At 72.6% G+C, this 23,371-nt stretch carries 20 protein-coding genes; 6 read left to right on the top strand and 14 right to left on the bottom strand.

Annotation, left to right across the window (positions count from 1 at the left end):
* Window positions 1-48: 48 nt before the first annotated feature.
* Window positions 49-1,128 carry a WxL protein peptidoglycan domain-containing protein gene (locus ACFZAX_RS10970; protein ID WP_390960749.1) on the top strand — a complete coding sequence of 360 codons (1,080 nt, stop codon included), beginning with the start codon at window positions 49-51 and terminating at the stop codon, window positions 1,126-1,128.
* Between the two features lie 12 nt (window positions 1,129-1,140).
* On the opposite strand, the gene ACFZAX_RS10965 is transcribed toward ACFZAX_RS10970, so the two are convergent.
* The 5 genes from ACFZAX_RS10965 to ACFZAX_RS10945 form a co-directional block, all read right to left on the bottom strand.
* Complete coding sequence (locus ACFZAX_RS10965) at window positions 1,141-1,731, bottom strand: hypothetical protein (protein WP_390960748.1); 591 nt, start codon at window positions 1,729-1,731, stop codon at window positions 1,141-1,143.
* Window positions 1,732-2,220: 489 nt separating this feature from the next.
* Window positions 2,221-2,721, bottom strand: a complete 501-nt coding sequence (locus tag ACFZAX_RS10960) for a hypothetical protein (protein ID WP_390960747.1) — start codon at window positions 2,719-2,721, stop codon at window positions 2,221-2,223.
* Between the two features lie 107 nt (window positions 2,722-2,828).
* Window positions 2,829-3,224: an ACT domain-containing protein gene (locus tag ACFZAX_RS10955; protein WP_390960746.1), complete on the bottom strand. Its 396-nt coding sequence runs from the start codon at window positions 3,222-3,224 to the stop codon at window positions 2,829-2,831.
* Between the two features lie 134 nt (window positions 3,225-3,358).
* On the bottom strand, window positions 3,359-3,706 hold the full coding sequence (locus ACFZAX_RS10950) for a DUF805 domain-containing protein (protein WP_390960744.1): 348 nt from the start codon (window positions 3,704-3,706) through the stop codon (window positions 3,359-3,361).
* Window positions 3,707-3,934: 228 nt separating this feature from the next.
* Window positions 3,935-5,461, bottom strand: coding sequence for a fatty acyl-CoA synthetase (locus ACFZAX_RS10945; protein WP_390960743.1), 1,527 nt, complete (start codon window positions 5,459-5,461; stop codon window positions 3,935-3,937).
* Window positions 5,462-5,690: 229 nt separating this feature from the next.
* Here ACFZAX_RS10945 and ACFZAX_RS10940 point away from each other — a divergent pair, with 229 nt between their 5' ends.
* Entirely contained in the window at window positions 5,691-7,556 is a 1,866-nt protein-coding gene (locus tag ACFZAX_RS10940) for a serine hydrolase (RefSeq protein ID WP_390960742.1), read from the top strand.
* Window positions 7,557-7,615: 59 nt separating this feature from the next.
* On the opposite strand, the gene ACFZAX_RS10935 is transcribed toward ACFZAX_RS10940, so the two are convergent.
* From ACFZAX_RS10935 to ACFZAX_RS10925, 3 genes are all read right to left on the bottom strand, one after another.
* Window positions 7,616-9,184: an FAD-dependent oxidoreductase gene (locus tag ACFZAX_RS10935; protein WP_390960741.1), complete on the bottom strand. Its 1,569-nt coding sequence runs from the start codon at window positions 9,182-9,184 to the stop codon at window positions 7,616-7,618.
* Between the two features lie 606 nt (window positions 9,185-9,790).
* On the bottom strand, window positions 9,791-10,222 hold the full coding sequence (locus ACFZAX_RS10930; protein ID WP_390960740.1) for a DUF6083 domain-containing protein: 432 nt from the start codon (window positions 10,220-10,222) through the stop codon (window positions 9,791-9,793).
* 162 nt (window positions 10,223-10,384) lie between these two features.
* Complete coding sequence (locus ACFZAX_RS10925; protein ID WP_390960738.1) at window positions 10,385-12,772, bottom strand: tetratricopeptide repeat protein; 2,388 nt, start codon at window positions 12,770-12,772, stop codon at window positions 10,385-10,387.
* Between the two features lie 327 nt (window positions 12,773-13,099).
* On the opposite strand from ACFZAX_RS10925, the gene ACFZAX_RS10920 reads away from it, so the two are divergent.
* Both ACFZAX_RS10920 and ACFZAX_RS10915 read left to right on the top strand, forming a co-directional pair.
* Window positions 13,100-13,240: a hypothetical protein gene (locus tag ACFZAX_RS10920; protein ID WP_390960736.1), complete on the top strand. Its 141-nt coding sequence runs from the start codon at window positions 13,100-13,102 to the stop codon at window positions 13,238-13,240.
* Window positions 13,237-13,563, top strand: a complete 327-nt coding sequence (locus ACFZAX_RS10915; RefSeq protein ID WP_390960734.1) for a hypothetical protein — start codon at window positions 13,237-13,239, stop codon at window positions 13,561-13,563. The genes ACFZAX_RS10920 and ACFZAX_RS10915 overlap by 4 nt, the downstream gene beginning before the upstream one ends.
* A gap of 251 nt (window positions 13,564-13,814) precedes the next feature.
* Here the strand turns inward: ACFZAX_RS10915 and ACFZAX_RS10910 are convergent, their stop codons facing one another.
* Together ACFZAX_RS10910 and ACFZAX_RS10905 are read right to left on the bottom strand one after the other, a co-directional pair.
* Window positions 13,815-14,990, bottom strand: a complete 1,176-nt coding sequence (locus ACFZAX_RS10910) for a methyltransferase (protein WP_390960733.1) — start codon at window positions 14,988-14,990, stop codon at window positions 13,815-13,817.
* A gap of 71 nt (window positions 14,991-15,061) precedes the next feature.
* Complete coding sequence (locus ACFZAX_RS10905) at window positions 15,062-15,286, bottom strand: hypothetical protein (RefSeq protein WP_390960732.1); 225 nt, start codon at window positions 15,284-15,286, stop codon at window positions 15,062-15,064.
* A 293-nt stretch (window positions 15,287-15,579) separates the two neighbouring features.
* On the opposite strand from ACFZAX_RS10905, the gene ACFZAX_RS10900 reads away from it, so the two are divergent.
* A complete protein-coding gene (locus ACFZAX_RS10900) occupies window positions 15,580-16,404 on the top strand; it encodes an endonuclease (protein WP_390960730.1) in 825 nt (274 codons plus the stop codon).
* A gap of 51 nt (window positions 16,405-16,455) precedes the next feature.
* Here the strand turns inward: ACFZAX_RS10900 and glsA are convergent, their stop codons facing one another.
* Together glsA and ACFZAX_RS10890 are read right to left on the bottom strand one after the other, a co-directional pair.
* On the bottom strand, window positions 16,456-17,931 hold the full coding sequence (gene glsA, locus ACFZAX_RS10895; RefSeq protein ID WP_390961009.1) for a glutaminase A: 1,476 nt from the start codon (window positions 17,929-17,931) through the stop codon (window positions 16,456-16,458).
* 62 nt (window positions 17,932-17,993) lie between these two features.
* Window positions 17,994-18,545 carry a DUF1269 domain-containing protein gene (locus ACFZAX_RS10890; protein WP_390960729.1) on the bottom strand — a complete coding sequence of 184 codons (552 nt, stop codon included), beginning with the start codon at window positions 18,543-18,545 and terminating at the stop codon, window positions 17,994-17,996.
* A gap of 171 nt (window positions 18,546-18,716) precedes the next feature.
* On the opposite strand from ACFZAX_RS10890, the gene ACFZAX_RS10885 reads away from it, so the two are divergent.
* Window positions 18,717-19,832, top strand: a complete 1,116-nt coding sequence (locus ACFZAX_RS10885; protein ID WP_390960728.1) for a chemotaxis protein — start codon at window positions 18,717-18,719, stop codon at window positions 19,830-19,832.
* Between the two features lie 31 nt (window positions 19,833-19,863).
* Here the strand turns inward: ACFZAX_RS10885 and ACFZAX_RS10880 are convergent, their stop codons facing one another.
* Together ACFZAX_RS10880 and ACFZAX_RS10875 are read right to left on the bottom strand one after the other, a co-directional pair.
* A complete protein-coding gene (locus ACFZAX_RS10880; protein WP_390960727.1) occupies window positions 19,864-20,826 on the bottom strand; it encodes an NAD(P)-dependent oxidoreductase in 963 nt (320 codons plus the stop codon).
* A 117-nt stretch (window positions 20,827-20,943) separates the two neighbouring features.
* Entirely contained in the window at window positions 20,944-23,337 is a 2,394-nt protein-coding gene (locus ACFZAX_RS10875; RefSeq protein WP_390960726.1) for a phosphoketolase, read from the bottom strand.
* Between the last annotated feature and the right edge of the window lie 34 nt (window positions 23,338-23,371).

Here is a 23,371-nt window from a genome sequence, read left to right as displayed (position 1 = left end):
CGGTCCGCCGGATACTGCCCCACCTCCTCATCCGAGAGAGACCCCGAGATGCACGCAGTGGCACCATCCCGCCGTACCCTCCCCGCCGGCCTGGTCCGTGCCGGCGCCCTCGTCCTGTTCACGGTGCTGGCACTGGCGGCTGTCTCCACCGCTCCGGCCCGGGCGGCCGACGACGGCGACGTCACCTGGACGGTCCGGACGGCAGCCAACGCCTTCGGATCCGACCGGTCGAGCTTCGGCTACAGCGTGAACCCGGGCGGGAGGACGAAGGACGCGATGGTCGTCGCCAACCACGGCACCACCGCGCTGACGCTCGCGGTCTACACCGCAGACGGCTTCACCACCGAGAAGGGACAGCTGGACCTGCTGACCCGGGAGAAGAAGTCCCGTTCCATCGGTGCCTGGGTGCGTGCCGCGCGCGAGACCGTCACGGTGGCCCCGGGCAGGAGCGCCGAGATCCCGTTCACGGTCACGGTCCCGGCGGACGCCACTCCGGGCGACTACGTGGGCGGCATCCTCACCTCGCTGAAGCAGCCCGACGAGGCGGAGGGCATCGCCGTGGACCGGCGCCTGGGCATCCGTGTCGGGCTGCGGGTCAGCGGGGCCCTGCGACCGGCGCTCGCGGTCGAGGACGTGCACCTCTCGTACGACGGCTCCGCCGGGTTCGCCCAGGGCGACGCAACGGTGACGTACAGCCTCCACAACACGGGCAACGCGGTGCTCTCCGGGACCCAGAAGGTCGCCGTCACGGGCCCGTTCGGCACGTTCAGCACCGATGCCGGCGCCGTCGCCGCGCCGCCGGAGCTGCTGCCGGGCGAACGCTGGAAGGTGACGGTCCCGGTTCACGGCGTCACTCCCGCGTACCGGCTCGCCGCCACCGTCACCGTCACCCCGGTCCTCACCGACGCGGCCGGCTCGACCACCGCGCTCAAGCCGGTCCGGGCCACGGCCCACAGCTGGGCGGTCCCGTGGACCCTGACCCTGCTCGTGGTCCTGGTCCTGGCCGGAGGCGCCGCGACGGTCGTCCTGACCCGGCGCCGGCGGGCCCGCCGCGAGCGGCTGGCGGACGAGCGGGTGCGCGAGGCGGTGGACCGCGCTCTGCGGGAGAAGGCCGGGCACCAGGCCTGACCGCCCGGGGTGTCAGGCGCGCGCGGCCGCGGCGGCGACGATCCAGTTCCGGAACTCCACGGCGTAGTGCCGCAGGTGGTGGTCGAGGACCTCGTCCGTGCACGTGACGGGGAAGTAGACCGTCAGGTTCGCGGTGAAGCCGTCGGCCGTGTCGCCGAACTGGATCAGCGCCCGCCCGACGACCGTGCCGTCGGCCAGGAAGAGGTTCGAGGACATCTTGCGCGGAAACTCCGACTCCGGGAGGAGCTCGTCCGCATCCTTGGCCCAGGCCAGCGCGTCGGTGCCCCAGCCGCCCATGGAGAAGTCGGCGACGTACGGCCCGATGTTCTCCACCACGCGCGCGCCGGTCTCGTCGGTGCCCATCACGTAGTGCTCGGGGTGCGCCGCGAGGAGCACGCGCTCGTCCCCCGCGAACGCCTTGTCCATCCAGGACAGGAACTCACCCGAGGTCAGCCCCTTCGTCGCGAGCACGGTGGTACCCCCCTTGAAGGCGCCGCCGGAGGTGCGTGCGCTCTCGCGCAGGACGGCGTTTCCCTCCTCGATGTCCGCGGCCAGGAGGTCGAGGAGGCCTTGGCGGCCCAGCAGCGTCCGGAAGCGGTCCACGGCGCGGCGGGCGTAGAAGAGCTCGAAGTCGTCGATCCCAAGGTCGTCCCGCGATTCCTGGCGGGTGCGCGACGACAGCTACGGCACTTCGCCGCGTTGTCGGAACGTCCGCATACATCAGTATGCGGACGCCCCTCCGCCGTGCGATGCACCGCATCCGACGCCGCACACTGATCCACCACGCATTGCGGGACACCCCTCAGAAGACCGCTGAGAGTCTTGCTCGGGCCACCCGGATCACCCGATGTGCCGGTCCACGCCAATCACCATGAGCCGGCGCGAGCCGGGCGTGATTGCAAGGTCTTCAGGGCACTTCTGGCTGCGCTTGAGCCGTCCGACGCACCCGCACGGCCGTGAGGGCCGTCCGACGCGCCGCACGGCCCTCACGCCGGCTCATCGCGGGACTCCTCCGACAAACTGGACGTCCCTGCGGCCCACGGACTTCTCCGTGGGCCGCAGGGACGTTTCAGCCCGCTGGGGAGAGCGCGGTCAGCCCTGCTGGAAGAGTTCCGCGGGCAGCGGCTTGAGGAGCGCGTAGAGGTCGTCGGTGATCGGACGGTCCCAGCTGGCGATCGTGACGAGGACGCCGTCGCTGCGGTCGAACTGCACGCAGGCGACGCGGGTCTCGGAGAGCTTGACACGGCGCACGATCAGCAGGTTGTCGCCCTGCATCACGGGGACGTCCTCGGTGGAGGTGACCTCCACCGGTTCGTCGTTCTCCAGGGCGAGGAGCAGCTGCGCGACCTCGAAGGGGACCTGGCCCTCTTCGGTCTCGCGGGCGGGCGAGCCCTCCGGGAGGTTCCCGATGATCATGGCCGGACCGCGGCCTCCGTAGAGGTCGTACCGGAGGAAGACGCCCTGGCAGGTGCCGTCGGGCGCGGGCAGCAGACCGGCTCCGAGGTTCCCGGGCCAGTCCCCCGGGTCCATGGCGAGGACATCGAAGTCCGGGCCGGCGGGAGTGGCGGCGCTGCGACGGCGGAGGAAGGACATGGAGCCATGTTACGTGGCCCGGCTCACGCCGCGGAGCCGGGCCCGGGCGGGCGTGGACACCACGGCCGGGGCTCCGCCGTCGGGGCCCCGGAGGGCGCCCCGGGCGGTTATTCGGCCGCGAGCGTCTCCAGTACGGTGACGGCTTCGGCGGCCCGCTCGTACGGGACGAAGAGGTGGTCGTGGTGGTATCCGGCGACCACGTTGCAGCTGATGCCCGCGTCCGTCAACGCCAGGCTGACGGCGGCGGTGAGCCCCACCGCGTCGAGCGCGGAGTGGACCCGCAGAGTGATCCAGCCCGCCACGAAAACGTGGCTGAGGCCGGCCCGTCTGGCCTCGTACTCGGACAGGACGAGGGTCAGCCCCTCCGGCTCCATGACCGTGACGACGGGCGAGACGCCGACGGGTACGGCGTCCCGGCGGACGCTGGTGAAGACGTACCGGCCTTCGTTCAGCTCGGGGCGCAGGGTCTTCAGGAGGGTGCGGAGGTCTCGCTCGCCGGTCATGGGGTCATGGTAGGTCGGCGGTGGCGGGGCCGCCGCCCCGCTCGGGACCGTCGCACGGCCGGAGGCCGGGACGGCATGCGCTGCCGTCCCGGCCTCCGGGATGTCGGTGCCGCTCCGGTGTGCGGAGCGAGCGGTCAGGCCGCGTACTTCGGGTTGGGACCGTGCTCGTTGGCCTCGGCCTTGCCCTCGGACGCGAAGAAGACGAGCAGGATGATCCCGCCGACCAGCGGCACGAGGCCGATGAAGTACCACCAGCCCGAACGGCCGGTGTCGTGCAGGCGGCGCACGCCGACCGCCAGGCTCGGGAGGATCACCGCGAGCACGTATATGTAGTACAGGAACTGCGAGCCGATGACCTGGCCGATGATGGACAGCACGACGGCGACGATGAAGTTGAAGAGCACGAACATCCAGAACTCCTTGCGGCGCGCACGTCCGCTGAAGCCCACGTAGTTCTTGAGTACGTCCAGGTACCAGTTCACAACGATCCCTCCCCTGGCCCCCCGTGGAGGCCCCTACTTTTCAGCCGAGCAGGCCGAAAAGTAGGCCACGGGCGAGGTGCGGGTCAAGGCAGTTCCGGGCTCAGCGAAAAGGTACACACACCTGACGCCGGACCGTGGCCCGTTCGATGCCTAACCACCCCTGATCCAAGGACATTTGGGTTCAATGCACCCGTCGGCGGAGGTGCGCGGCGCATGCCCGCCGCACGCTCATTCCGCGCCCCGCGCGTACCGTTCGCGGAGCTCCCTCTTGAGGATCTTGCCACTGGCGTTGCGCGGCAGGTCCTTCACGAAGACGACTCTCTTCGGGGCCTTGAAGGGAGCGAGTTCCTCGCGGACGTGGGCGATCAGCGCGGCGGCGGTCGCTTCCGAGGCGTCGGCGCCGTCGCGCAGCACGACCACGGCCGTGACGGCCTCGATCCAGCGCTCGTCGGGCAGTCCGACGACGGCGGTCTCGGCCACCTCGGGACGGGTGTAGAGGGCGTCCTCCACCTGGCGGGAGGCGATGAGGACTCCGCCGGAGTTGATGACGTCCTTCAGCCGGTCGACGACGGTGAAGTAGCCGTCCGTGTCGCGCACCGCGAGGTCGCCGGAGTGGAACCAGCCGTCCCGGAACGTCTCTTCGGTCTCCTTCGGCCGCCCCCAGTAGCCCTGGCACAACTGCGGTGAGCGGTAGACGATTTCACCGGCGGTGCCGTCCGGAACCTCCGCACCGCCCTCGTCGACCACCCGCGCCTCCACGAAGAGGACGGGCCGGCCGCAGGAGTCCATCCGGCCCTCGTGCTCGTCGGGGCCGAGGACGAGGGCGAGCGGCCCGATCTCGCTCTGGCCGAAACAGTTGTGGAAAGCGAGGCCGGGCAGCCTCGCGCGGAGCCGTTCCAGTACGGGCACCGGCATGATCGACGCCCCGTAGAACGCCTTGCGCAGGGCGCCGAGGTCCCGGGTGGCGAACTCCGGATGGTTGGCGAGAGAGATCCACACGGTGGGCGGGGCGAAGAGGCTGTCGGCCCGGCCCGCCTCGACGAGGTCGAAGATCCGGCCCGGGTCCGGGGCGTCCAGGACGGTGTTCTCCGCTCCGACCGCGAGGTAGGGCAGCAGGAAGACGTGCATCTGCGCGGAGTGGTAGAGCGGCAGTGAGTGCAGGGGCCGGTCGGCCGCGCCGAGGCCGAGTGCGGTGACGGCGCTGACGTACTCGTGCACGAGCGCCCCGTGCGTCATCATCGCGCCCTTCGGCAGGGCGGTGGTCCCCGAGGTGTAGAGCAGCTGCACGAGGTCGTCGGCGCCCACGGCACGCTCGGGAGTGAACGGGCGGGGGGCGGCGAGGGCGTCGAGCAGGGAACCCGTGGCGTCGCGCAGCGTCCGCACTTCGTGTCCGGCGGGGACGCGGTCCACCAGGTCCGGGTCGGCGAGGACGAGGGAGCTTCCGCAGTCGCCGAGCACGTGGCTCAGGTCGTCGCCCGTGAGGTTCTGGTTGACCGGTACGTGGACGAGACCGGCGCGGGCGCAGGCGAGATAGGCGATCGGGTAGACGTCGGAGTTGTGCGCGTAGGTGGCGACCCGGTCGCCGCGCCGCAGTCCGTGCTCGCCGGTCAGGACGGCGGCGGCGGTACTGACGGCGGCGTCCAGCTCCGCGTAGGTCCACGACCGGTCGGCGTACCGGAGCGCGATGCGCCCGGGAGTGCGCCGGGCGCTGCGGGTCAGGACGCCGTCGACCGTACTGCTGCGTACACCTGTCATGGCCGGAATCCTGTGCGCGCCGGAGCCGCCGGTCAAGGGTGGCGCGGATACCGGGAGAGGACGTTGCCGCCCCACGTCCTGACAGCACGTCAATGACGGCTGTGCGCAACCCCGTACGGAACGGCGGCGGCGACAGTACCCTCTCCCTCGGCAACAAGTTTCATGATCGGACGCATTTTCGGAAGTTACTTTCACGCGAGTGTCGGACAGGGACCGAGAGGGGTCACGCATGACCGGGGACATGAAGGATTTCGGGATCGGCCGGCGGAGGCTGGGCGGCGGGATACTCGCCCTCGGCGGGGCACTCGTCCTGGCGCCGCTCCCCCTCGCGGGTGTGGCCGTGGGCGCCGAGCCCGGAACGGGGGCCTCCGGCGCGGAGGCCCGGGGCCCACGGGCGGGAACGGGAGCCGGTATGGCGGCAGCGACGGAGCGGCCCACTCTGCGCCGCGGCTCCGCCGGGCGGGCCGGGCTGATCGAGGAGGAGCTGAGCGCGCTCGTCGACGTGGCCAGGACCTATCTGGAGGACTCACCCAGCCACCCGTGGTACGCCGGGGCGGTCCTGCTCGCGGCGCGCGGCGGCACGGTCGCGCTGCACCGTCCGATCGGAATGGCGGTCCGCTACGCGGCGTACGACGAGAAGACCGACACCGGCGTGGAGTTCCCGGCCGACCAGCAGGTACCGATGACCGAGGACACCGTCTTCGACCTGGCCTCCGTGTCCAAGCTCTTCACCTCGATCCTGGCGGTGCAGCAGATCGAGCGCGGCCGGCTCACGCTGGAGGCCCCGGTCGCCTCGTACCTTCCCGAGTTCGCAGGCGGCGGCAAGGGTGACGTGACCGTGCGTCAACTGCTGACCCACACCTCGGGCTTCCGGTCCTGGATCCCCCTCTACAAGGCACCGACCCGGGAGGGAAAGCTCCAGCTCCTCTGGGACGAAACGCTCCTCGACGCCCCGGGTACGGCATACCTCTACTCCGACCTCAACCTGATCTCGCTCCAGCTGATCCTGGAGAAGATCACCGGCCGGACGCTCGACGTGCTGCTCCGGGACGAGATCACCGGGCCTCTCGGGATGCGTCGTACCCGCTACAACCCGCCCGCGTCCTGGCTGCCGGACATCGCGGCCACCGAGGACGCCCGGCTGCCGTGGTCAGGGCTGGACCGGGGGCTCGTCCGGGGCGAGGTGCACGACGAGAACGCGTACTCCCTGGGCGGGGTCGCCGGGCACGCGGGCGTCTTCTCCCGCGCCTGGGACCTGGCGATCCTCGCCCGTACGCTGCTCAACGGCGGAAGCTACGGGCGGGCCCGCATCCTCTCCGAGGAGTCGGTCGGGCTGATGTTCACCGACTTCAACACCGCGTTCCCCGGCGACGCGCACGGGCTGGGATTCGAACTCCACCAGCACTGGTACATGGGCGCGATGGCCACCCCCCGCACGGCGGGCCACACCGGGTTCACCGGGACCAGCCTGGTGATCGACCCGACGACCGACTCCTTCCTGATCGTGCTCGGCAACTCCGTCCACCCCGTGCGCAGTTGGCGCTCGGGCAGCGCTCCGCGCGTCGCCACCGCCGACCGGATGGCGCGTGCCGTCGCGGTCCGCCCGGCGCACGGGCGCACGGCGTGGTTCTCGGGAATGGCGAGTTCCGCCAGCGCCCTGCTGACGCTGCCCGCCCTGCGCCCCGTCTCCGACCGGGCCCGGCTGGAGTGCTCGCTCTGGTGGGACACCGAGCCCGACTCGGACGCGCTGTACCTGGAGGTGTCGACCGATGCGGGCGCCGGATGGCAGCCTGTTCCGTTCTCCACCGTGCCCGCGGCCCCCGGGACGCCCGGCACGCCGGCCGCACATCCGACGGGGGCGGTGTCGGGCTGGTCCGGGCGGGTCTGGCACGCCGTCAGCGCCGGTCTCGGCGCCTGGCGCGGTCAGGAGATCCTGCTGCGCTGGCGGTACACGACGGACAAGCTCTACGTGGGGCGCGGGGTGTACACCGACGCGATCCGGGTGAGGGACGCGGGCCGGGTGCTGTTCGACGAGGCCCGTCCGGCCGACGCGGCCCGCGTCGCGGCGATCGGCTGGGCCCCTTCGGCGGACTGAGCGGCGACCGGGCGGCGCCGTGCGCGTGCGCGGTGTCCGGCGCTCCCGGTCACCCCATGTCAGCGCCCCAGCGCGGCCATCGCCGCGTTGTGGCCGGGAACCCCGGAGACCCCGCCGCCGCGCACCGCACCCGCGCCGCACAGGAGGACGTTGGCGTGCGCCGTCTCGACGCCCCAGCGGCCGGTGTGCCCGGTGGCGTACGGGAACGAGAGGTCCCGGTGAAAGATGTGGCCGCCGGGCAGGCCCAGTTCGCGCTCCAGGTCGAGCGGGGTCTTCGCCTCGATGCAGGGAGCGCCGTCCTCGTCGCGGGCGAGGCAGTCCGCGATCGGCTCCTCCAGGTGGGCGTCCAGCTGCGCCAGGGTGGCGGCGAGGAGGGTCCCACGGGCACCCGCGTTGTCGGCGGCGAACAGCCGGGCCGGGGTGTGCAGCCCGAAGAGGGTGAGGGTGTGGAAGCCGCGCTCCGCGAGACCGGGGCCGAGGATCGACGGATCGGTCAGCGAGTGGCAGTAGATCTCGGACGGCGGTGCGCTGGGCAGCCGCCCTCCCGCCGCCTCGCGATGGGCCGACGCCAGCGCGTCGTAGCCCTCCGCGATGTGGAACGTGCCGCCGAAGGCCGTACGGGGGTCGACGGACCGGTCACGCAGCCGGGGCAGCCGGGTGAGCAGCATGTTCACCTTGAGCTGGGCACCCTCGGCCGGGGCGGGCGGCCCGTCGCCCGGTTCCCCGGTGAGGGCGGCGAGCGCCTGGGGCGAGGCGTTGACGAGGACCCGGCGGGCGGCGACGGTGTGCTCGCCCCGGCCGTCGCGGACGGTGACCTCCGCGACGGTACCGTCCGTCTCGATCCGGACCGCCTCGTGGCGGGTGCGGATCTCGGCACCGGCCGACCGCGCCGCGTCGGCGAGCGCGTCGGTGAGGGCTCCCATGCCGCCGACGGGGACGTCCCAGTCGCCCGTACCGTTGCCGATGACGTGGTAGAGGAAGCAGCGGTTCTGGCGCAGTTCCGGGTCGTGGGCGTCGGCGAACGTCCCGATCAACGCGTCGGTCAGCACGACCCCGCGCACCAGGTCATCGGCGAACCTCTGCTCCACGGCGACGCCGAGCGGTTCCTCGAACAGCGTCCGCCAGGCGATGTCGTCGCCGATCCGAGCCCGCAACTCGGCCCGCTCGGGCAGGGGTTCGGTGAGCGTGGGGAAGACGCGCTCGGCCACCCGCCGCGTCATGCCGTAGAACCGCTGCCAGGCTTCGTACTCGCGGTCCCCGCCGGTGAGCGCGGCAAAGCTCTCCCTGGTCCGGCCCTCGCCGACGAGCAGCCCGGTGGCCGCCCCGCCGCGCACGGTGGGGGTGTACGAGGAGACGGTGCGCCGCCGGGTGGTGAAGCGGAGCCCGAGGTCGCGGACGACCTTGTCCGGCAGCAGGGACACGAGGTACGAGTACCGGGACAGCCTGGCGTCGATCCCGGCGAACGGGCGGGTCGAAACGGCCGCGCCGCCTGTCGTCCCCAGCCGTTCCAGCACGAGGACGGACTGCCCTGCCCTGGCGAGGTAGGCCGCGGCCACCAGGCCGTTGTGGCCGCCGCCCACGATCACGGCGTCGTAGCTCTTCTGCGTCAGGTTCCCCGGTGCGGTCATCCGTCTTGGTAGCACAGGACGACCGGGCCCGGCCAGAGCACGCGAGGTGGGCGGGGCTCCCGGGCGGGGCACAGGGCACGAGGACCGGGTCGGGGTCGGAGTACTCCCCCGTCTGGTTCCAGGCGTTCCAGTCGGTGTACGCCGTCATGCGCGTCCGATGCGGGAGGACCGCTTCCTGGACGGGATGCCCGATGGATGCCTCCGCGTCGCGACACCTGCCAGTGGCAGGTCTTGATCAGTACGTACCGGACCCCCATGCCCAGGCCGGTGGGGTCGTCGGCCCGGATCATCCGGGCTGACACCCGGCGGGGGCGTACCCGGCGGCACCGAGCTGTCCGACGGCAACGGCCGCCACGGCCGAGGCCCCGGGACACGGAGTGAGCAGCCCCCGGGCGCGAGGCGCGACCGCGGGCGGGCAACGCCGCGCACATCACCGGCACTTCCCGCGGCCACCGTGCGCGGTGCCGCATTCCCGGCCGCTGAGCCAGGTGCCTGAACCGGCCTTCAGCGCGGGGGGAGCGTGCTTCGCGAGGACGGCACGGCCACCGTCCTGGACCGGGCCGGCGTCCCCCGGGGCGCCGCACTCCAGGCGGCGATGACGCTCCGTCAGTGCTCGACCGCCGAGGGTCCGTCTTCCGGCAGGTCGAAGAGCCGGCCCATCCTGTCTCTGTTCGTCTGCCGGCGCAGAGTGATCCAGAGCCCGAAGTCCCCGGGCCGGAGGTACGGGCAGACGAGGCGGTGCGGGATGCGGCACCGGGCGCCCGGGAAGGGTTCGGCGTCCCAGAGGTTCATGGCCCTGCGGTCCGGCCCGATGGTCCAGCGGTCGTGCGGGGGGACCGTGTGGGCGGGGACGATCACGCGCGGTTCGAGGAGAACCCAGTGGCCGTCGTAGTGCGTGGGATAGCGGTCCTGGCGGAGGTCGCAGAAGGGGCAGTCGGGCGGGTCGGGCGGGCGCGGGGCGGTGGCACCTTCGAGGAGAGCCTGGTAGATGTGGTCGGCACTGTCCGGTCCTGGCGCGGTATTTCCGGTATCCCCCATGTATCCAGGGTCCGGACGGGCCGTCGCCCGCGGTAGGACGCGATCCGGCCGTGCCGGAGGGGGAAGGAGTGCACGGGTGCGGCCCGAGTCGTCCGACGAGGCGCACCGCTGCTCACCGGTATCACCGGGGCAGGCCGGACCCGTACCCCCGGAGGCGTCCTTTCACCGGGGGTACGGCTCCTCGGGGAGGGGTGTCGCGGGAGGGTCGGGGGGCCGGTGGGGTTCGGCGAACGGGGCGCCGGCGTCCAGCTGCCGGCGGCAGCGGACCTCGTCGTCGCGGCTCGCCACCGCGTCGGGGTGGACGGGTCCGAGCACTCGGGTCCTGGCCTCTGCGACCCTCCGGTAGAGGACGAGCGCCTCCGCCCAGCGGCCGAGCCATCCGAGCGAGACAGCGATCTCGCGGCAGCTGACGAGGGTGTCGGGATGATCGGGGCCCAGGGTGCGATCCCGCGCGGCGCACACCGTGCGCGCCTCGGCGAGCGCCTCTTCCCACTGGCCGACGCGGCCGAGGTTGACGCCCAGGCCGTGCCGGGCCCGGAGCGTCTCCGGGTCGTCGGGCCCGCTCACCCTCGTCCGGTCGTGGACGAGGGCTCGGTAGAGCTCCGCTGCTTCCGCGCCCCGTCCGAGGCGGCCGAGGCAGACGCCGATCTCGTGGCGGGTGGAGAGGGTGTCCGGGTGAGTGGTCCCCAGTGCGAGGACCCGGCCCCGGGCGACCCGCGTGTACGTGTCCAGCGCCTCCTGCCAACGCCCCGTCCGGCCGAGGGCGTATCCCACTTCGAAGAGGGTCGCCAGGGTGTCCGGGTGGTCGGCGCCGAGCACCCGGGCGCGCGCGTCGGCCACCTCGCGGGACATCCGGTACGACTCCTCCGCGCGGCCCAGCCGGCCGAGGTTGAACGCCATGTCGTGGCGGCAGCTCAGGGTGTCCGGGTGGCCGGGGCCGGCCGTTCGTTCCCGGGCGGCGAGCACCGTCGCGTACACGCGGTGGGCTTCGGCGTGCCGCCCGAGCCGTCCCAGTACGTACGCCGTCTCCTGGCGGGCCGCCAGGGTCTCGGGGTGGTCCGGCCCGAAGGCCGTGGACCGGCCCTCGGAGACGTGGCCGAACTCCGCCAGCGCCTCCGTGTCGTACCCGGTGCGGCTGAGGCAGACGCCTCGTTCGTACCGGCTGGCGAGCGCCTCCGGGTGGGCGGCCCCGAGCAGCCGGGAGCGTTCGGTCGCGACCGAGCGGTGGATCTCCTCCGCCTCCGCCCAGCGTCCGAGGCGTGCGAGGGCGAGGCCGGACTCGTGGCGTCCGGCCAGGGACCGCAGCACGTCGGCGGCCGGAGCTCCTGGTGCGGCCTGCGGTGTCGCGGCGGCGGGGAAGCCGGTCGTCCATGCGCCAGTGAGGGCGGCGGCGTGGTCGCCCGGTCCGGCGACCCGGCGCCGAGTGCCGGTGGCCCGGCGGCCGGTGGTCATCGAGCGGGTCCACTCGGGCAGTTCGCGCGGACCGGCGTCAGGCGGCGCGGGGAGGGAGGGCGGAGGCAGCTCGAAGCCGGCGGACGGGTGACGCTCGGGACGGGCGGGCGGGAGAAGCTCAGCACGGGCGGGCGGAAGCAGCTCAGCACGGGCGGGCGGAAGCAGCTCTGCGCGGGCGGGCGGGAGCTCAGGGCGTGGGGCCGGGGCGGGGTACGGGTGCCCGGCGGGCCCGGTCTCCGTTACGTTCCCGGTGCGCGCGAGGGCGATCCGACGCCGGAGTGAGCCGGCGTCCTCCGGGCGCTGTCCGGGGGATTTGGCGAGCAGGTCGAGGACGGCCCGCTCGAAGAACTCGGGGATTTCGGCACGGTGGGCGCGCAGGGGGCACGGCGGTGTGTCGCGGTGGGCGACGAGGATGCCCCAGGCGTCGTCCAGGTCGAACGGTGGTACTCCGGTGGCGATTTCGTAGAGCACGCAGCCCAGCGAGTAGAGATCGCTGCGGTGGTCGACACCGACTCCGCCGATCTGCTCGGGTGACATGTAGTGAGGGGTGCCCATGGAGATGCCGGTGCCGGTCAGCTTGGAGGTGAAGGCAGTGTCCTGGGCGAGGCGCGCGATACCGAAGTCGCAGATCTTCACCGTGCCGTCGGTGAGCCGCATGATGTTGGCGGGCTTGAGGTCGCGGTGCACGATGCCCTGCCGGTGGGTGTAGCCGAGGGCGTCGGCCATCTGTTCGGCGATGTCGATCACGTCGTCGACGGGCAGAGCCCGCCGGCCGTTGTCCTCCAGGAGCTGACCGAGGTTGCGCCCTTCGAGGAGCTCCATCACCAGGTAGAGGACGCCCTCGTGTTCACCGAAGTCGTGGACGACGGTCACGCCCCGGTGCTGGAGGGCGGCGGCCACCCGGGCTTCACGGCGGAACCGTTCCCGCAGGACGCGGGCGAAGGAGCGGTCGTGGGGAGGGCCCGAGGGCTTGAGGCACTTGACGGCGACCTGACGGCCCAACGACTCGTCGCGGGCCCGCCACACCTCGCCCATTCCGCCGCGCCCGATCAAGTCGAGCAGCTGGTACCGGCCCTGGATCAGCCTGGTCTCCGCCATGGTCCGCCGTCGCCCCCGTCGCTCCGCTGCATCCGCGCCCTCCCCCGGCCGTTCCAGTATGGCGGCCCGTCACAAAAGAGGGCGCGGGTCCGGACCGCTCCCGGGGTCGAGTCGGGAGATCGCCGTCACGGTGCGGCGGGACGGCGGTTGCCGGCCCGCCGCGTATGCGGTGAGACACGGGGTCACGGCGTTCACGGGTCTCCTCTGCCGGGCTCTTCGGCGACCACCACGAAAGCGTACGAGCGGGGTACATCATGGTCCGGCGTCCCCGGGAGGCGTCCCGCGGCCACCCACCAGGGACGCGGCTGGTCGTGACATCATCGGAGCATGGCCACGACCGAGAAGAAATGCCAAGCGGCGCGCGCGGGGCTCGCCGAGCTCGGAGCCGTCCACGAGGCGGCCGGCATCCCGCCGCTGCGCGAACGAACCGTCGTCGGCGTCGAGACCGCGGCCGGAGGCCTCTCATGACCGACGTCCTGACCGCCTTCGTCCGCGCCCGCTTCGCCGAGGAGCTGGAGAAGGCCCGCTACGCCGGTGATGTGGTGACCAAGCAGCCCGATCGCTTCGGCGTCGAACCCGAGGACGCCGCCAAGCACGCTCGCTTCACCGCCGCCACGGCCGAGGTCCGTCTCGCGCTGCTGGAGGACACCGTGGTGCCGTATCTGGGGACCGCCGGGCCGGCCGGCCGGAACGCCGAGTACCAGCTCCGGCTCCTCGCCGCGCCCTACATCGAGCACCGCGACTACCCGCACGACCAGGAACCATCGGGCCGGCCCGAAAGCTCCGCATGACCGACGGCCCGGTGGCCCTTTTCCGGGCTTACGGTTCCGGGGGTCGGAGCGGTGTTCCGTGGCGGGACACGCTCGTCGGGTGAGGGCCGTGGGGCCGGATCCACGGAAGAACCCACCACGTGACCCACGCTCGCGAAGACGCACTCCCGCGACCGGGGGCGCAGCTCGTCGCCCCGGCCCACCGCAAGGGCGTGGTCCGGCCCCCCCCCACGTGACCCGCCGCCGGTTCTCCCGGAGCCGGGACCGGCGGATCAGCGCTTGACGGCCCGCAGGACCACGAACTTCGGGTCGCCCGCGACGGTGGTGCAGTTGCCGAAGATCCTGCGCAACTGCGTGTGGTACCCGAGGTGCCGGTTGCCGACGGCCCACAGCTCGCCGCCCTGCCGCAGTGCGGTGCGCGCGGCGTGGAACATGTTCCTGGCGGTGGCGTCGGTGGTGGCCAGGTGGGAGTGGAACGGCGGGTTGGTGAGAACCAGGTCCACGCTGCCGGGTTCGACGTCCGTCAGGGTGTCACCGACGAGGAACGACGCCTCGCGGCCGGGGTCCGTACCGGCCCGGAAGGTCTCCTCGGCGGAGGCGACGGCCTGGTACGACTCGTCGGTGAAGGTGACGGAGGCGTCCGGGTTGGCGAGGGCCGCCGCGAGGCCGACGACGCCGTTGCCGCACCCGAGGTCGACGACCCGGTCGGGGCCCGTGCGCGTGGGCAGGTGCTTCAGGAAGAAGCGGGTGCCGATGTCGAGCCGTTCGGCGCAGAAGATGCCGGCGTGGTTGACGACCGTGCGGCCGGCGGCCGTCCCGATGTCGGTGGGGAGCTCGTACCGCAGCGGCCAGGGGCTGGGCGTACGGACGAGGGTCGGGTCGGGGGTCGAGAAGATCAGCCGGGCCTTGCGGACCGCGAGCGAGGTGCGGGTCGGGCCGACGATGCGCTCGAAGAGCTTGAGCGTGGAGGTGTGGATCTCCTTGACCATGCCCGCGCCGATCACCACGGTGCCCTCGTGGAGGGAGGGCGCGAGGCGGTGGAGCTGGTCCTCCAGGTACGCGAGGCTCTTGGGCACGCGTACGAGCAGGACGTCGATCCGGTCCGGCGGGGTGTCGCGCGACGAGAGCAGCCGCACCGCGTCGGGGTCGATGCCGTTGCGCGCGAGGTTCGCGCGGGTGGCGCACTGCGCCAGGTAGGAGTCGGAGATCTGTACGGGCCGGTGCCCGGCCAGCACCGTGGAGAGGGCGCCCCAGCGGTCGCCCACCACCACGACGGAGCCGGAGAGGTCCACCGGCCCGGCGGGTCCGGCGGCACCGGGCTCGGCTGGTCCCTCCAGTCGGGAGAGGAGGTACTCGTCGGCCGCGTCCCAGGCGCGGAAGGGGTCGCGCGGGTGCTCGGGAAAACGGGCCAGGTCGACGGGGCCCTGTGACGTCGTCAAACAGTTCATTGTGCGTTCAGGCTAACCCGGGCGGGAGCACCCGCCGTGCCGAGCGCTTCCCGCCCCGGAGCCCGAGGGTCTCAGGGAAGTCGCTTGTCGATGGCCGAACGCCCTTCCTCGGCGATTTTGCGCCGGGCCCATTCGAGACTCTCCGGTGTCACGTCCCGGCCCGAGGCGAGGACCAGGTCCTCCGCACTGGGACGGTCGCTCGCTCCGGTGTGGAGCAGCCGGTCCGGCGTGACCTCTTCCGGCGTGATCGCCCGTGCGTCACGCGTGAGGTATATGGATTCGGGATCTTGGCTCATGCCGCCTCCTCGTCCTTTCGGCCAATTCTCACGCCGGGACGCGGCCCGCGCATCCGGCCGCGACGCGGCACTCGCGTCCGAGGCCGCGCCGGGGCGGTGGAGGCGGGAGTGACCGGTGGGACCAACCCCCACTTGACCTGCACATGGCCATCACTTTCTGTTCATGCATGAAGCACGGCGCGTATGGAAGGCTGCCGGGCAGATCGCCCTTCGCATGACTGCCGCGCCCCTCTCCTCCCCCACGAATCAGAGGGTGGCCGCAGTCCTTTCGCGTCCCGGAGAGGACACCCCACATGTCCCGTCGCCCCATAATCTACGCGCGTCCACTCTTGGCCGCCCTCGCCGCCGTCACCGTTCTCACCGCTACCGCCGCGGCCACTCCCGGCAAGGACGCCCCGGCACCCGCCGCCGCGGCCACCGCGTCCGCCACTCTGGACGACACCTACTACGCGAGCGCGGTGGGCAAGTCCGGCACCGCCCTCAAGGCGGCGCTGCACACGGTCATCAAGAGCCAGACCAAGGTCTCGTACAGCCAGGTCTGGGAGGCCCTCAAGGACACCGACGAGGACCCCGCCAACCCCGGCAACGTCATCCTGCTGTACACCGGTGAGTCCCGGCCCGAGGACGACAACGGCGGAAACGTCGGCCAGTGGAACCGCGAGCACGTCTGGGCCAAGTCGCACGGCGACTTCGGTACGGCGACGGGCCCCGGTACCGATCTGCACCACCTGCGGCCGGCCGACGTCCAGGTCAACTCCATCCGGGACAACAAGGACTTCGACAACGGCGGCAGCCAGGTGTCGGGCGCTCCGGGCAACTACACCGACGCCGACTCCTTCGAACCCCGCGACGCGGACAAGGGCGACGTCGCGCGGATGATCCTCTACATGGCGGTGCGCTACGAGGGCGACGACGCGTGGGCCGACCTGGAGCCCAACGAGAAGGTCGACAACGGCTCGGCACCGTACATCGGCAAGCTCTCCGTACTGAAGGAATGGAGCCAGGAGGACCCGCCGAGCGCCTTCGAGAAGAACCGCAACGAGGTCATCTACACCCAGTACCAGCACAACCGCAACCCGTTCATCGACCACCCGGAGTGGGTCGAGTCGATCTGGTAGGCCCGTCGGTCCGGCGGCCCCGGAGCACGCCCGGACCCGGGCCGTCGTCGTTCAGGACCGCTGTCCGTCGCCCTCCCGGGCGCACCGCGCGACGGCCTCGTCGCGCGAGGCGAAGTTCGGCGGGCCGACGAGCGGCGGATCCACGGGCGGGCCGCCGTCCGGCAGGGCGTCGCCGCTGGACGGACCGCCGCCACCGGCCGGGGCGCCTTCACCGCCCGGCGGTACGCCTTCGCCGCCGGGCGGGGCACCCAGCCTGCCGGCCGGGTCGGCGAGGGCTACGTGGTGACCCGCCCTCTCCAGCCGGGCCAGCCCCTGGCGGAGCATCGCGTAGGCCACCGGCTCGATCCCGTTCACCTGCCGCAGGTCCAGCACCACGGACGGGGCGCCCCCGGAGCCGGCCTCGTCGAGTCCGTACAGCACGCGTTCGGCCGCGGTGAAGTCCAGCGCCCCCTGCGCGGCCACGACCGCCACCCGCCCCCTCTCCCCCGCGCCGCTGCCGGGCGGCGGGTCCTCCCCCGTGGTGACGAGCGTGACGGTGGAGCCGGGCAGCGCGGGGTTGAGCATGAGGTGGAGTCCGAGGCGTTCCGAGAGGGCGGCGAAGGCGGACCGCCCGCGTACGGAGGTCCCGGCGGCGTCGAGCGGCGGGCTGTAGGAGGCGAGCCCGAACCGCGCGGGCCCTGCGGCGATCAGGCCGCCCGACACCCCGCTCTTGGCCGGGAGCCCCACCCGTAGCAGCCACTCGCCCGACGCGTCGTACATCCCGCAGGTCGCCATGACGGCCAGCACCCGGGCCGCGACCTCGTCGGTCACCACCCGGTCGCCGGTCACGGGGTTGACCCCGCCGTGGGCCAGGGTGGCCGCCATGACCGCGAGGTCCACCGCGGTCACCCGTACCGCGCACTGGCGGAAGTACGTCTCGGTGGCGGTGACGGGGTCGGCGGGGAGCCGGCCGGCGCTGCGGATGAGGTAGGCGAGCGCCCGGTTACGGTCGCCCGTCCCGGACTCGGAGCGGTACACCGCTTCGTCGACGTCCAGCGCTCGTCCGGCGAACCGGCCCAGGAACGCCAGGATGCGCTCGAACCGCGGGCGGTCGGGGGTGTCGGGGACCAGTGAAGAGGCCACCAGGGCGCCCGCGTTGACCATGGCGTTGGCCGGCCGGCCGGTCCCGTGCTCCAGATTGATGGCATTGAACGCCTCGCCGCTGGGCTCCGCGCTGACCCAGGCGGACACTTCGTCAAGCCCCAGTTCGGCCAGCGCGAGGGCGTAGACGAAAGGCTTGGAGACGGACTGCACGGTGAACGGTGTGCGCGCGTCGCCCGCACTGTAGAGATGCCCGTCCATGCTGACCAGCGCGAGACCGAAGGCGTCCGGGTCGGCACGGGTCAACTCGGGGATGTACGAGGCTACTTCCCCGTGCCGGATCCCGGCGAACCGCGCGCGCAGTTCACCGAGCGCGGCAGTCACCGCACCGGCCGCCCCCGCACCGGCGCCGCCGGAGGGAAACGGCGCTCCGGAGGGAAGCGGCACGTCGGAGGGCAAGGACGCACCGGAGGTCGGCGGCCCCCCGGGCGGCTCCGCGCCGGCGGGTCTCACCGGCCCCCGCCGTCACCGGGGCCCCCACCCTCGGCGTCCTCGGCACCCTCGGCGTCCAGGGCGTCTTCGGCGAAGACGCTGCGGAGCCTCTTCTCGCTCGCGGTGTCCAGGTTGCTGTGGAGCAGTTCGGCACCCCCGCCGGGGAGGGCCGCGCCGATGCGATCGGTGATCTCGTCCCGGGTGAGCCGGAGGAGCGCCGAAGTCCCTGGCGTGACCTGCTCCTTGACCTCGGTGATGAAGTCGTCGTCGATCCCCGCGTCGGCGAGCCTGCCGCCGAGCGCCCCGGCGGCGGCGCCGATGGCCGCGCCGAGCAGCGGCATCAGGAGGAGCAGCCCGAAGAGCGGTCCCCAGAACGTGCCGCCGAGGGCTCCGGCGCCGACCAGGCTGCGGAGCTGCCGGGTGCGGGGCTTCGCGCGGTCGATGGGCCGGCCGGCCACCGCCGCGTCGATGATCTTGATCAGCCCCTGCTTCTGCAGGGACGTGAGCGACGCCTCGGCGTGCTCCGCCGCGTCCGCGGTCCGGATCTTCCACGCGGCGAGGGTGGACATACCGCTACCTCCCGAACCCCCGAGCACGACCTCCGGCTAATTGGCTCATATTAGGATCAAAAGGTATGAATTGACTCGTCGGGCCATCCGTCCCAGGTACGGGGAACGGCCCGGGCCCCGCGGGACACCGCGCCGGGCCCTCCACCGGAATCGAACCCCTGGGAGGGAACGATGGACACGGACGCCCTTACCACCGGAGTACTCAAGGAACTGCGGGCGACCCGCACCTATCCGGTCCTGTCCCTGACGATGCCCACCCACCGCCGCGCCCCGGACAACGCCCAGGACGCCGTACGGCTGCGCAATCTGGTCGCCGAGGCCGCGAGCCGGCTGGAAGCCGATCCGGGGGTGCCGCGCGAGACCGCTGCCGCGCTGCGGGCGCAGCTGGACCGCGCGGTCGCCGAGGTGGACGCGCGCAGGGCCCTGGAGTCGCTGGTGCTCCTGGTGAGCACGGAGGAGTACCAGATCTGGCAGCTGCCGCGCACCGCTCCCGAGCGGGTGGTGCTGAGCGACACGTACCTGACCCGCAACCTGGTGGCGGCCAGGGCGCAGTCCCAGCCGTACTGGGCTCTGACTGTCGCCGCCGACCATGCGGCCCTCTGGGGCGGCACCGCGGACTCCGTGCACCTGGAGGAGAAGGGCGGGTTCCCGCTGACCGCCCCGAGCGAGGCGCCGAACCCTCAGCGGATGGAGCGGATCGGTGACACCCCGAGCACGTACACCGACGAGGAGACCCGCCAGTTCCTCCGTACGGTCGACGAGAAGCTGCGGGCCGTGCTCGCCGCCGACCCGCGGCCGTTGTACCTGGTCGGGCTGCCGCCCGCGCTCTCGCTGCTGGACGACGCCGGCGAGGGCGCCCACGCGGCGGTCGGCCGGGTCGCCAAGGGCGCTCCCGCCGACATCGCGCCGGCCGCACTGCTGGCGGAGCTCGGCGTGGCGATGGCGGAGCACGCGGAGCGCCGCGCCGGCGAGGTACGCGCCCGGCTCGACGGCGCACGCGGGGCCAAGGCCTTCGCGGGCGGGCTCGACGAGGTGTGGACCGCCGTGCGGGAGGGGCGCGCGGGGCTGGTCGTGGTGGAGGAGCACTACCAGGAGACCGCGCGCACGGCCGAGGACCACCTCGTGCCGGTGGGCGACGAGGAGGTGGAGCCGGGCGACGCGTCGGTACGCGAGGACGTGGTGGACGAGCTGGTGGAAGCGGCCCTCGACAGCGGCGCCGAGGTCGTGTTCCTCCCGGACGACACCCTGAACGAGCACCACCGGATCGCGGCGGTACTGCGCTACTGAGCGGTGACGTCCATAGACCGCCCGGTCCGGTTCACGCTCCCAGGAGGCGGACCGGTGAGCCCGCGAGATACGCCTCGATGTCCTCGACCGCGTCGCCGTAGTAGGCCGCGTAGTTGGCGCGGGAGACGTACCCGAGGTGCGGGGTGGCCAGCAGGCGCGGTGCGGTGCGCATCGGGTGGTCCGCCGGGAGGGGCTCGGTGTCGAAGACGTCGACGGCCGCGCCGGCGATGGTCCCGGCGTGGAGCGCGGCGAGCAGGGCGTCCTGGTCGACGATGGCGGCCCTCGACGTGTTGACGAGGTAGGCGTCCGGGCCCATCAGCGCCAGCTCCGGGGCGCCGATCAGACCCCGGCTGCGGTCGCCGAGAGCCAGGTGGACGGAGACGAAGTCACTGGTGGCGAGGAGCTCCTCCTTGGAGGCGGCGAGCCGGGTGCCCACCTCGCCGGCCCGCTCGGCGGTCAGGTTGGGGCTCCACGCGACCACGTCCATGCCGAAGGCCAGGCCGACCGCGGCGACCCGGCTGCCGATCCTGCCGAGCCCGAGCAGGCCGAGGCGCCGGCCGTGCAGGTCGGCGCCGACCGTCGACTGCCAGGGCCCCCCGGTGCGCAGCGCGGTGGCCTCCGGGACGATGTTGCGGGCGAGGCCGAGGAGCAGGGCCCAGGTGAGTTCCACCGGCGGGGTGCCGGCGCTGGCGGTCCCGCACACGGTGACGCCGTTGCGCGCGGCGGCCGCGTAGTCGATGACGGAGTTCCGCATGCCGGAGGCGACGAGGAGGCGCAGGCGCGGCAGCCGGTCGAGCAGGGTGGCGGGGAAGGGGACCCGCTCGCGCAGGGTCACCACGACGTCGAAGGACGCGAGCGCCTCGGCGGTCTCGTCCTCGGTGGCGAAGTGCTCCGGGAAGGAGGCGACGTCCACCCGGCCCGCCAGGGGCGACCAGTCGGCGGCGGTGGTCGCGACGGACTGGAAGTCGTCGAGTACGGCGCAGCGCAGTGTCATCGGTTCGGCTCTCCTCGGGCGGGCGTTCGGCCCGACCATGATCGCTCATCGGGAGGAGCGTGCGGAGACCCGGCCGGGACCGCCCCGGCGCGGGGCGGTCCCGGAAGAAGCCGCCGGTCAGCCGGTCCAGGTCCAGTCGGCCACCTCCGGCATGTCCTCGCCGAACTCGCGGATGTAGGCGTGGTGGCGGGTCCGTGCGTCGGTCATGGCCTGGCGTACCGCGACGGCGCGGACGCCGAGTCCGGGCACCCGGTCGACCACGTCCATGACGAGCCGGTACCGGTCGAGGTCGTTGCGGACCACCATGTCGAAGGGGGTGGTGGTCGTGCCCTCCTCCTTGTAGCCGCGTACGTGGAGGTTGGCGTGGCCGGCCCGGCGGTAGGCGAGGCGGTGGATCAGCCACGGATAGCCGTGGTAGGCGAAGATGACCGGCTTGTCGCGGGTGAAGAGGGCGTCGTACTCGGAGTCGGGCATGCCGTGCGGGTGTTCGCCGTGCGGCAGCAGCCGGGTCATGTCCACGACGTTCACCACGCGTACGGCGAGGTCGGGCAGGTGGCGCCGGAGCAGGTCGGCGGCGGCGAGCGTCTCCAGGGTGGGTACGTCTCCCGCGCAGGCCAGCACCACGTCGGGTTCGCGGCTGCCGTCCTCGGTTCCCGCCCACTCCCACACCCCGGCGCCCCGGGCGCAGTGGGCGCGGGCCTGGTCCATCGTCAGCCAGTCGAAGGTCGGCTGCTTCCCGCAGACGATCACGTTGACGTAGTCGCGGCTGCGCAGCACGTGGTCGGCGGTGGAGAGCAGGGTGTTGGTGTCCGGCGGCAGGTAGACGCGGACGACTTCGGGGCTCTTGTTGAGGATGTGGTCGACGAACCCCGGGTCCTGGTGCGAGAAGCCGTTGTGGTCCTGGCGCCAGACGTGCGAGCTGAGCAGGTAGTTCAGTGAGGCGATGGGGCGGCGCCAGGGAAGACGGCGCGAGGTGCGCAGCCACTTGATGTGCTGGTTGACCATCGAGTCCACGATGTGGGCGAACGCCTCGTAGCTGGAGAAGAGCCCGTGGCGCCCGGTGAGCAGGTAGCCCTCCAGCCATCCCTGGCAGAGGTGTTCGGAGAGGATCTCCATGACCCGCCCGTCGCGGGCGAGGTTCTCGTCGGTCGGCAGGATCTTCTGCTGCCATGCCTTGCCGGTCGCTCCGTAGACGGCGTCGAGCCGGTTGGACGCGGTCTCGTCCGGGCCGACGAGCCGGAAGTCCCGGCGTCCGGCGGTGGCGGCCATGACGCCTTCGAGGAGTCGGCCGAGTACCCGGGTGGGTTCGTGGGAGGCTGCGCCGGGCTTGTCGACGGTGACCGCGTGCTCGTCCAGCGGGGGTACCGGGAGGTCGCGCAGCAGCAGTCCGCCGTTGGCGTACGGGGTCGCGCCGAGGCGCAGGTCGCCCTCGGGGATCACCGAGAGCACCTGTGCGGTGGGGCGTCCGGCGTCGTCGAAGAGTTCCTCGGGCTGGTAGGAGCGCAGCCACGCTTCGAGTTGCCGCAGGTGGTCGGCGTTGTCGCGGACTCCGGAGAGCGGGACCTGGTGGGCGCGCCAGGTCCCTTCGACGGGCAGCCCGTCGACCTCTTCGGGCCCGGTCCAGCCCTTGGGCGTACGCAGGACGATCATCGGCCAGCGGGGACGTTCGGTCGACCGGCCGCCCCGGGCCGCGCGCTGGTGCTCCCCGATGCGGTCCAGCGCGACGTCCAGCGCGGCGGCCAGTGCGCGGTGGACCTCTGCGGGATCGTCGCCGCTGACGTGGATGGGGTCGTGGCCGTATCCGCGCAGCAGTTGGTCGAGTTCGTCCTCGGGGAGGCGGGCCAGCACCGTCGGGTTGGCGATCTTGTAGCCGTTGAGGTGGAGGATCGGCAGGACGGCCCCGTCGTGCACCGGGTCGAGGAACTTGTTGGAGTGCCAGGAGGCCGCGAGCGGTCCGGTCTCGGCCTCCCCGTCCCCGATGACGCAGGCGACGAGCAGGTCGGGGTGGTCGAAGGCGGCGCCGTAGGCGTGGGTGAGGGCGTACCCCAGCTCACCGCCCTCGTGGATGGAGCCGGGAGTCTCGGGTGCCACGTGGCTGGGCACTCCACCGGGGAAGGAGAACTGCTTGAACAGCGCCCCCATCCCTTCGGCGTCCCGGCCGATGTCGGGGTACGTCTCCGAGTAGCTGCCTTCCAGCCAGGAGTTGGCGAGCACGGCGGGGCCGCCGTGTCCGGGTCCCCAGATACAGAGCGTCGGCCGGCTCCGTGCCTTGATCACCCGGTTGAGGTGGGTGTGGACCAGGTTGAGCCCCGGCGAGGTGCCCCAGTGGCCCAGCAGCCTCGGCTTGATGTGCTCGCGGGCGAGGGGCTGCTCGAGGAGCGGGTTCGCCATGAGGTAGATCTGGCCCGCCGCGAGGTAGTTGGCGGCCCGCCAGTGGGCGTCGAGAGCGGCGAGTTCGTCGGCGTCGAGCGCGGTGGACGAGGGGGCCGGCTGCCCGGCGGTGCTGGTCACGAGGGGATCTCCTCCTGGAGGCGGAAACGCGGCT

Source organism: Streptomyces sp. NPDC008125 (assembly GCF_042957125.1).
Classification (GTDB): domain Bacteria; phylum Actinomycetota; class Actinomycetes; order Streptomycetales; family Streptomycetaceae; genus Streptomyces.
The sequence above is the reverse complement of the archived record's forward strand: the minus strand, read 5'-3'. Positions and strand labels throughout refer to the sequence as shown.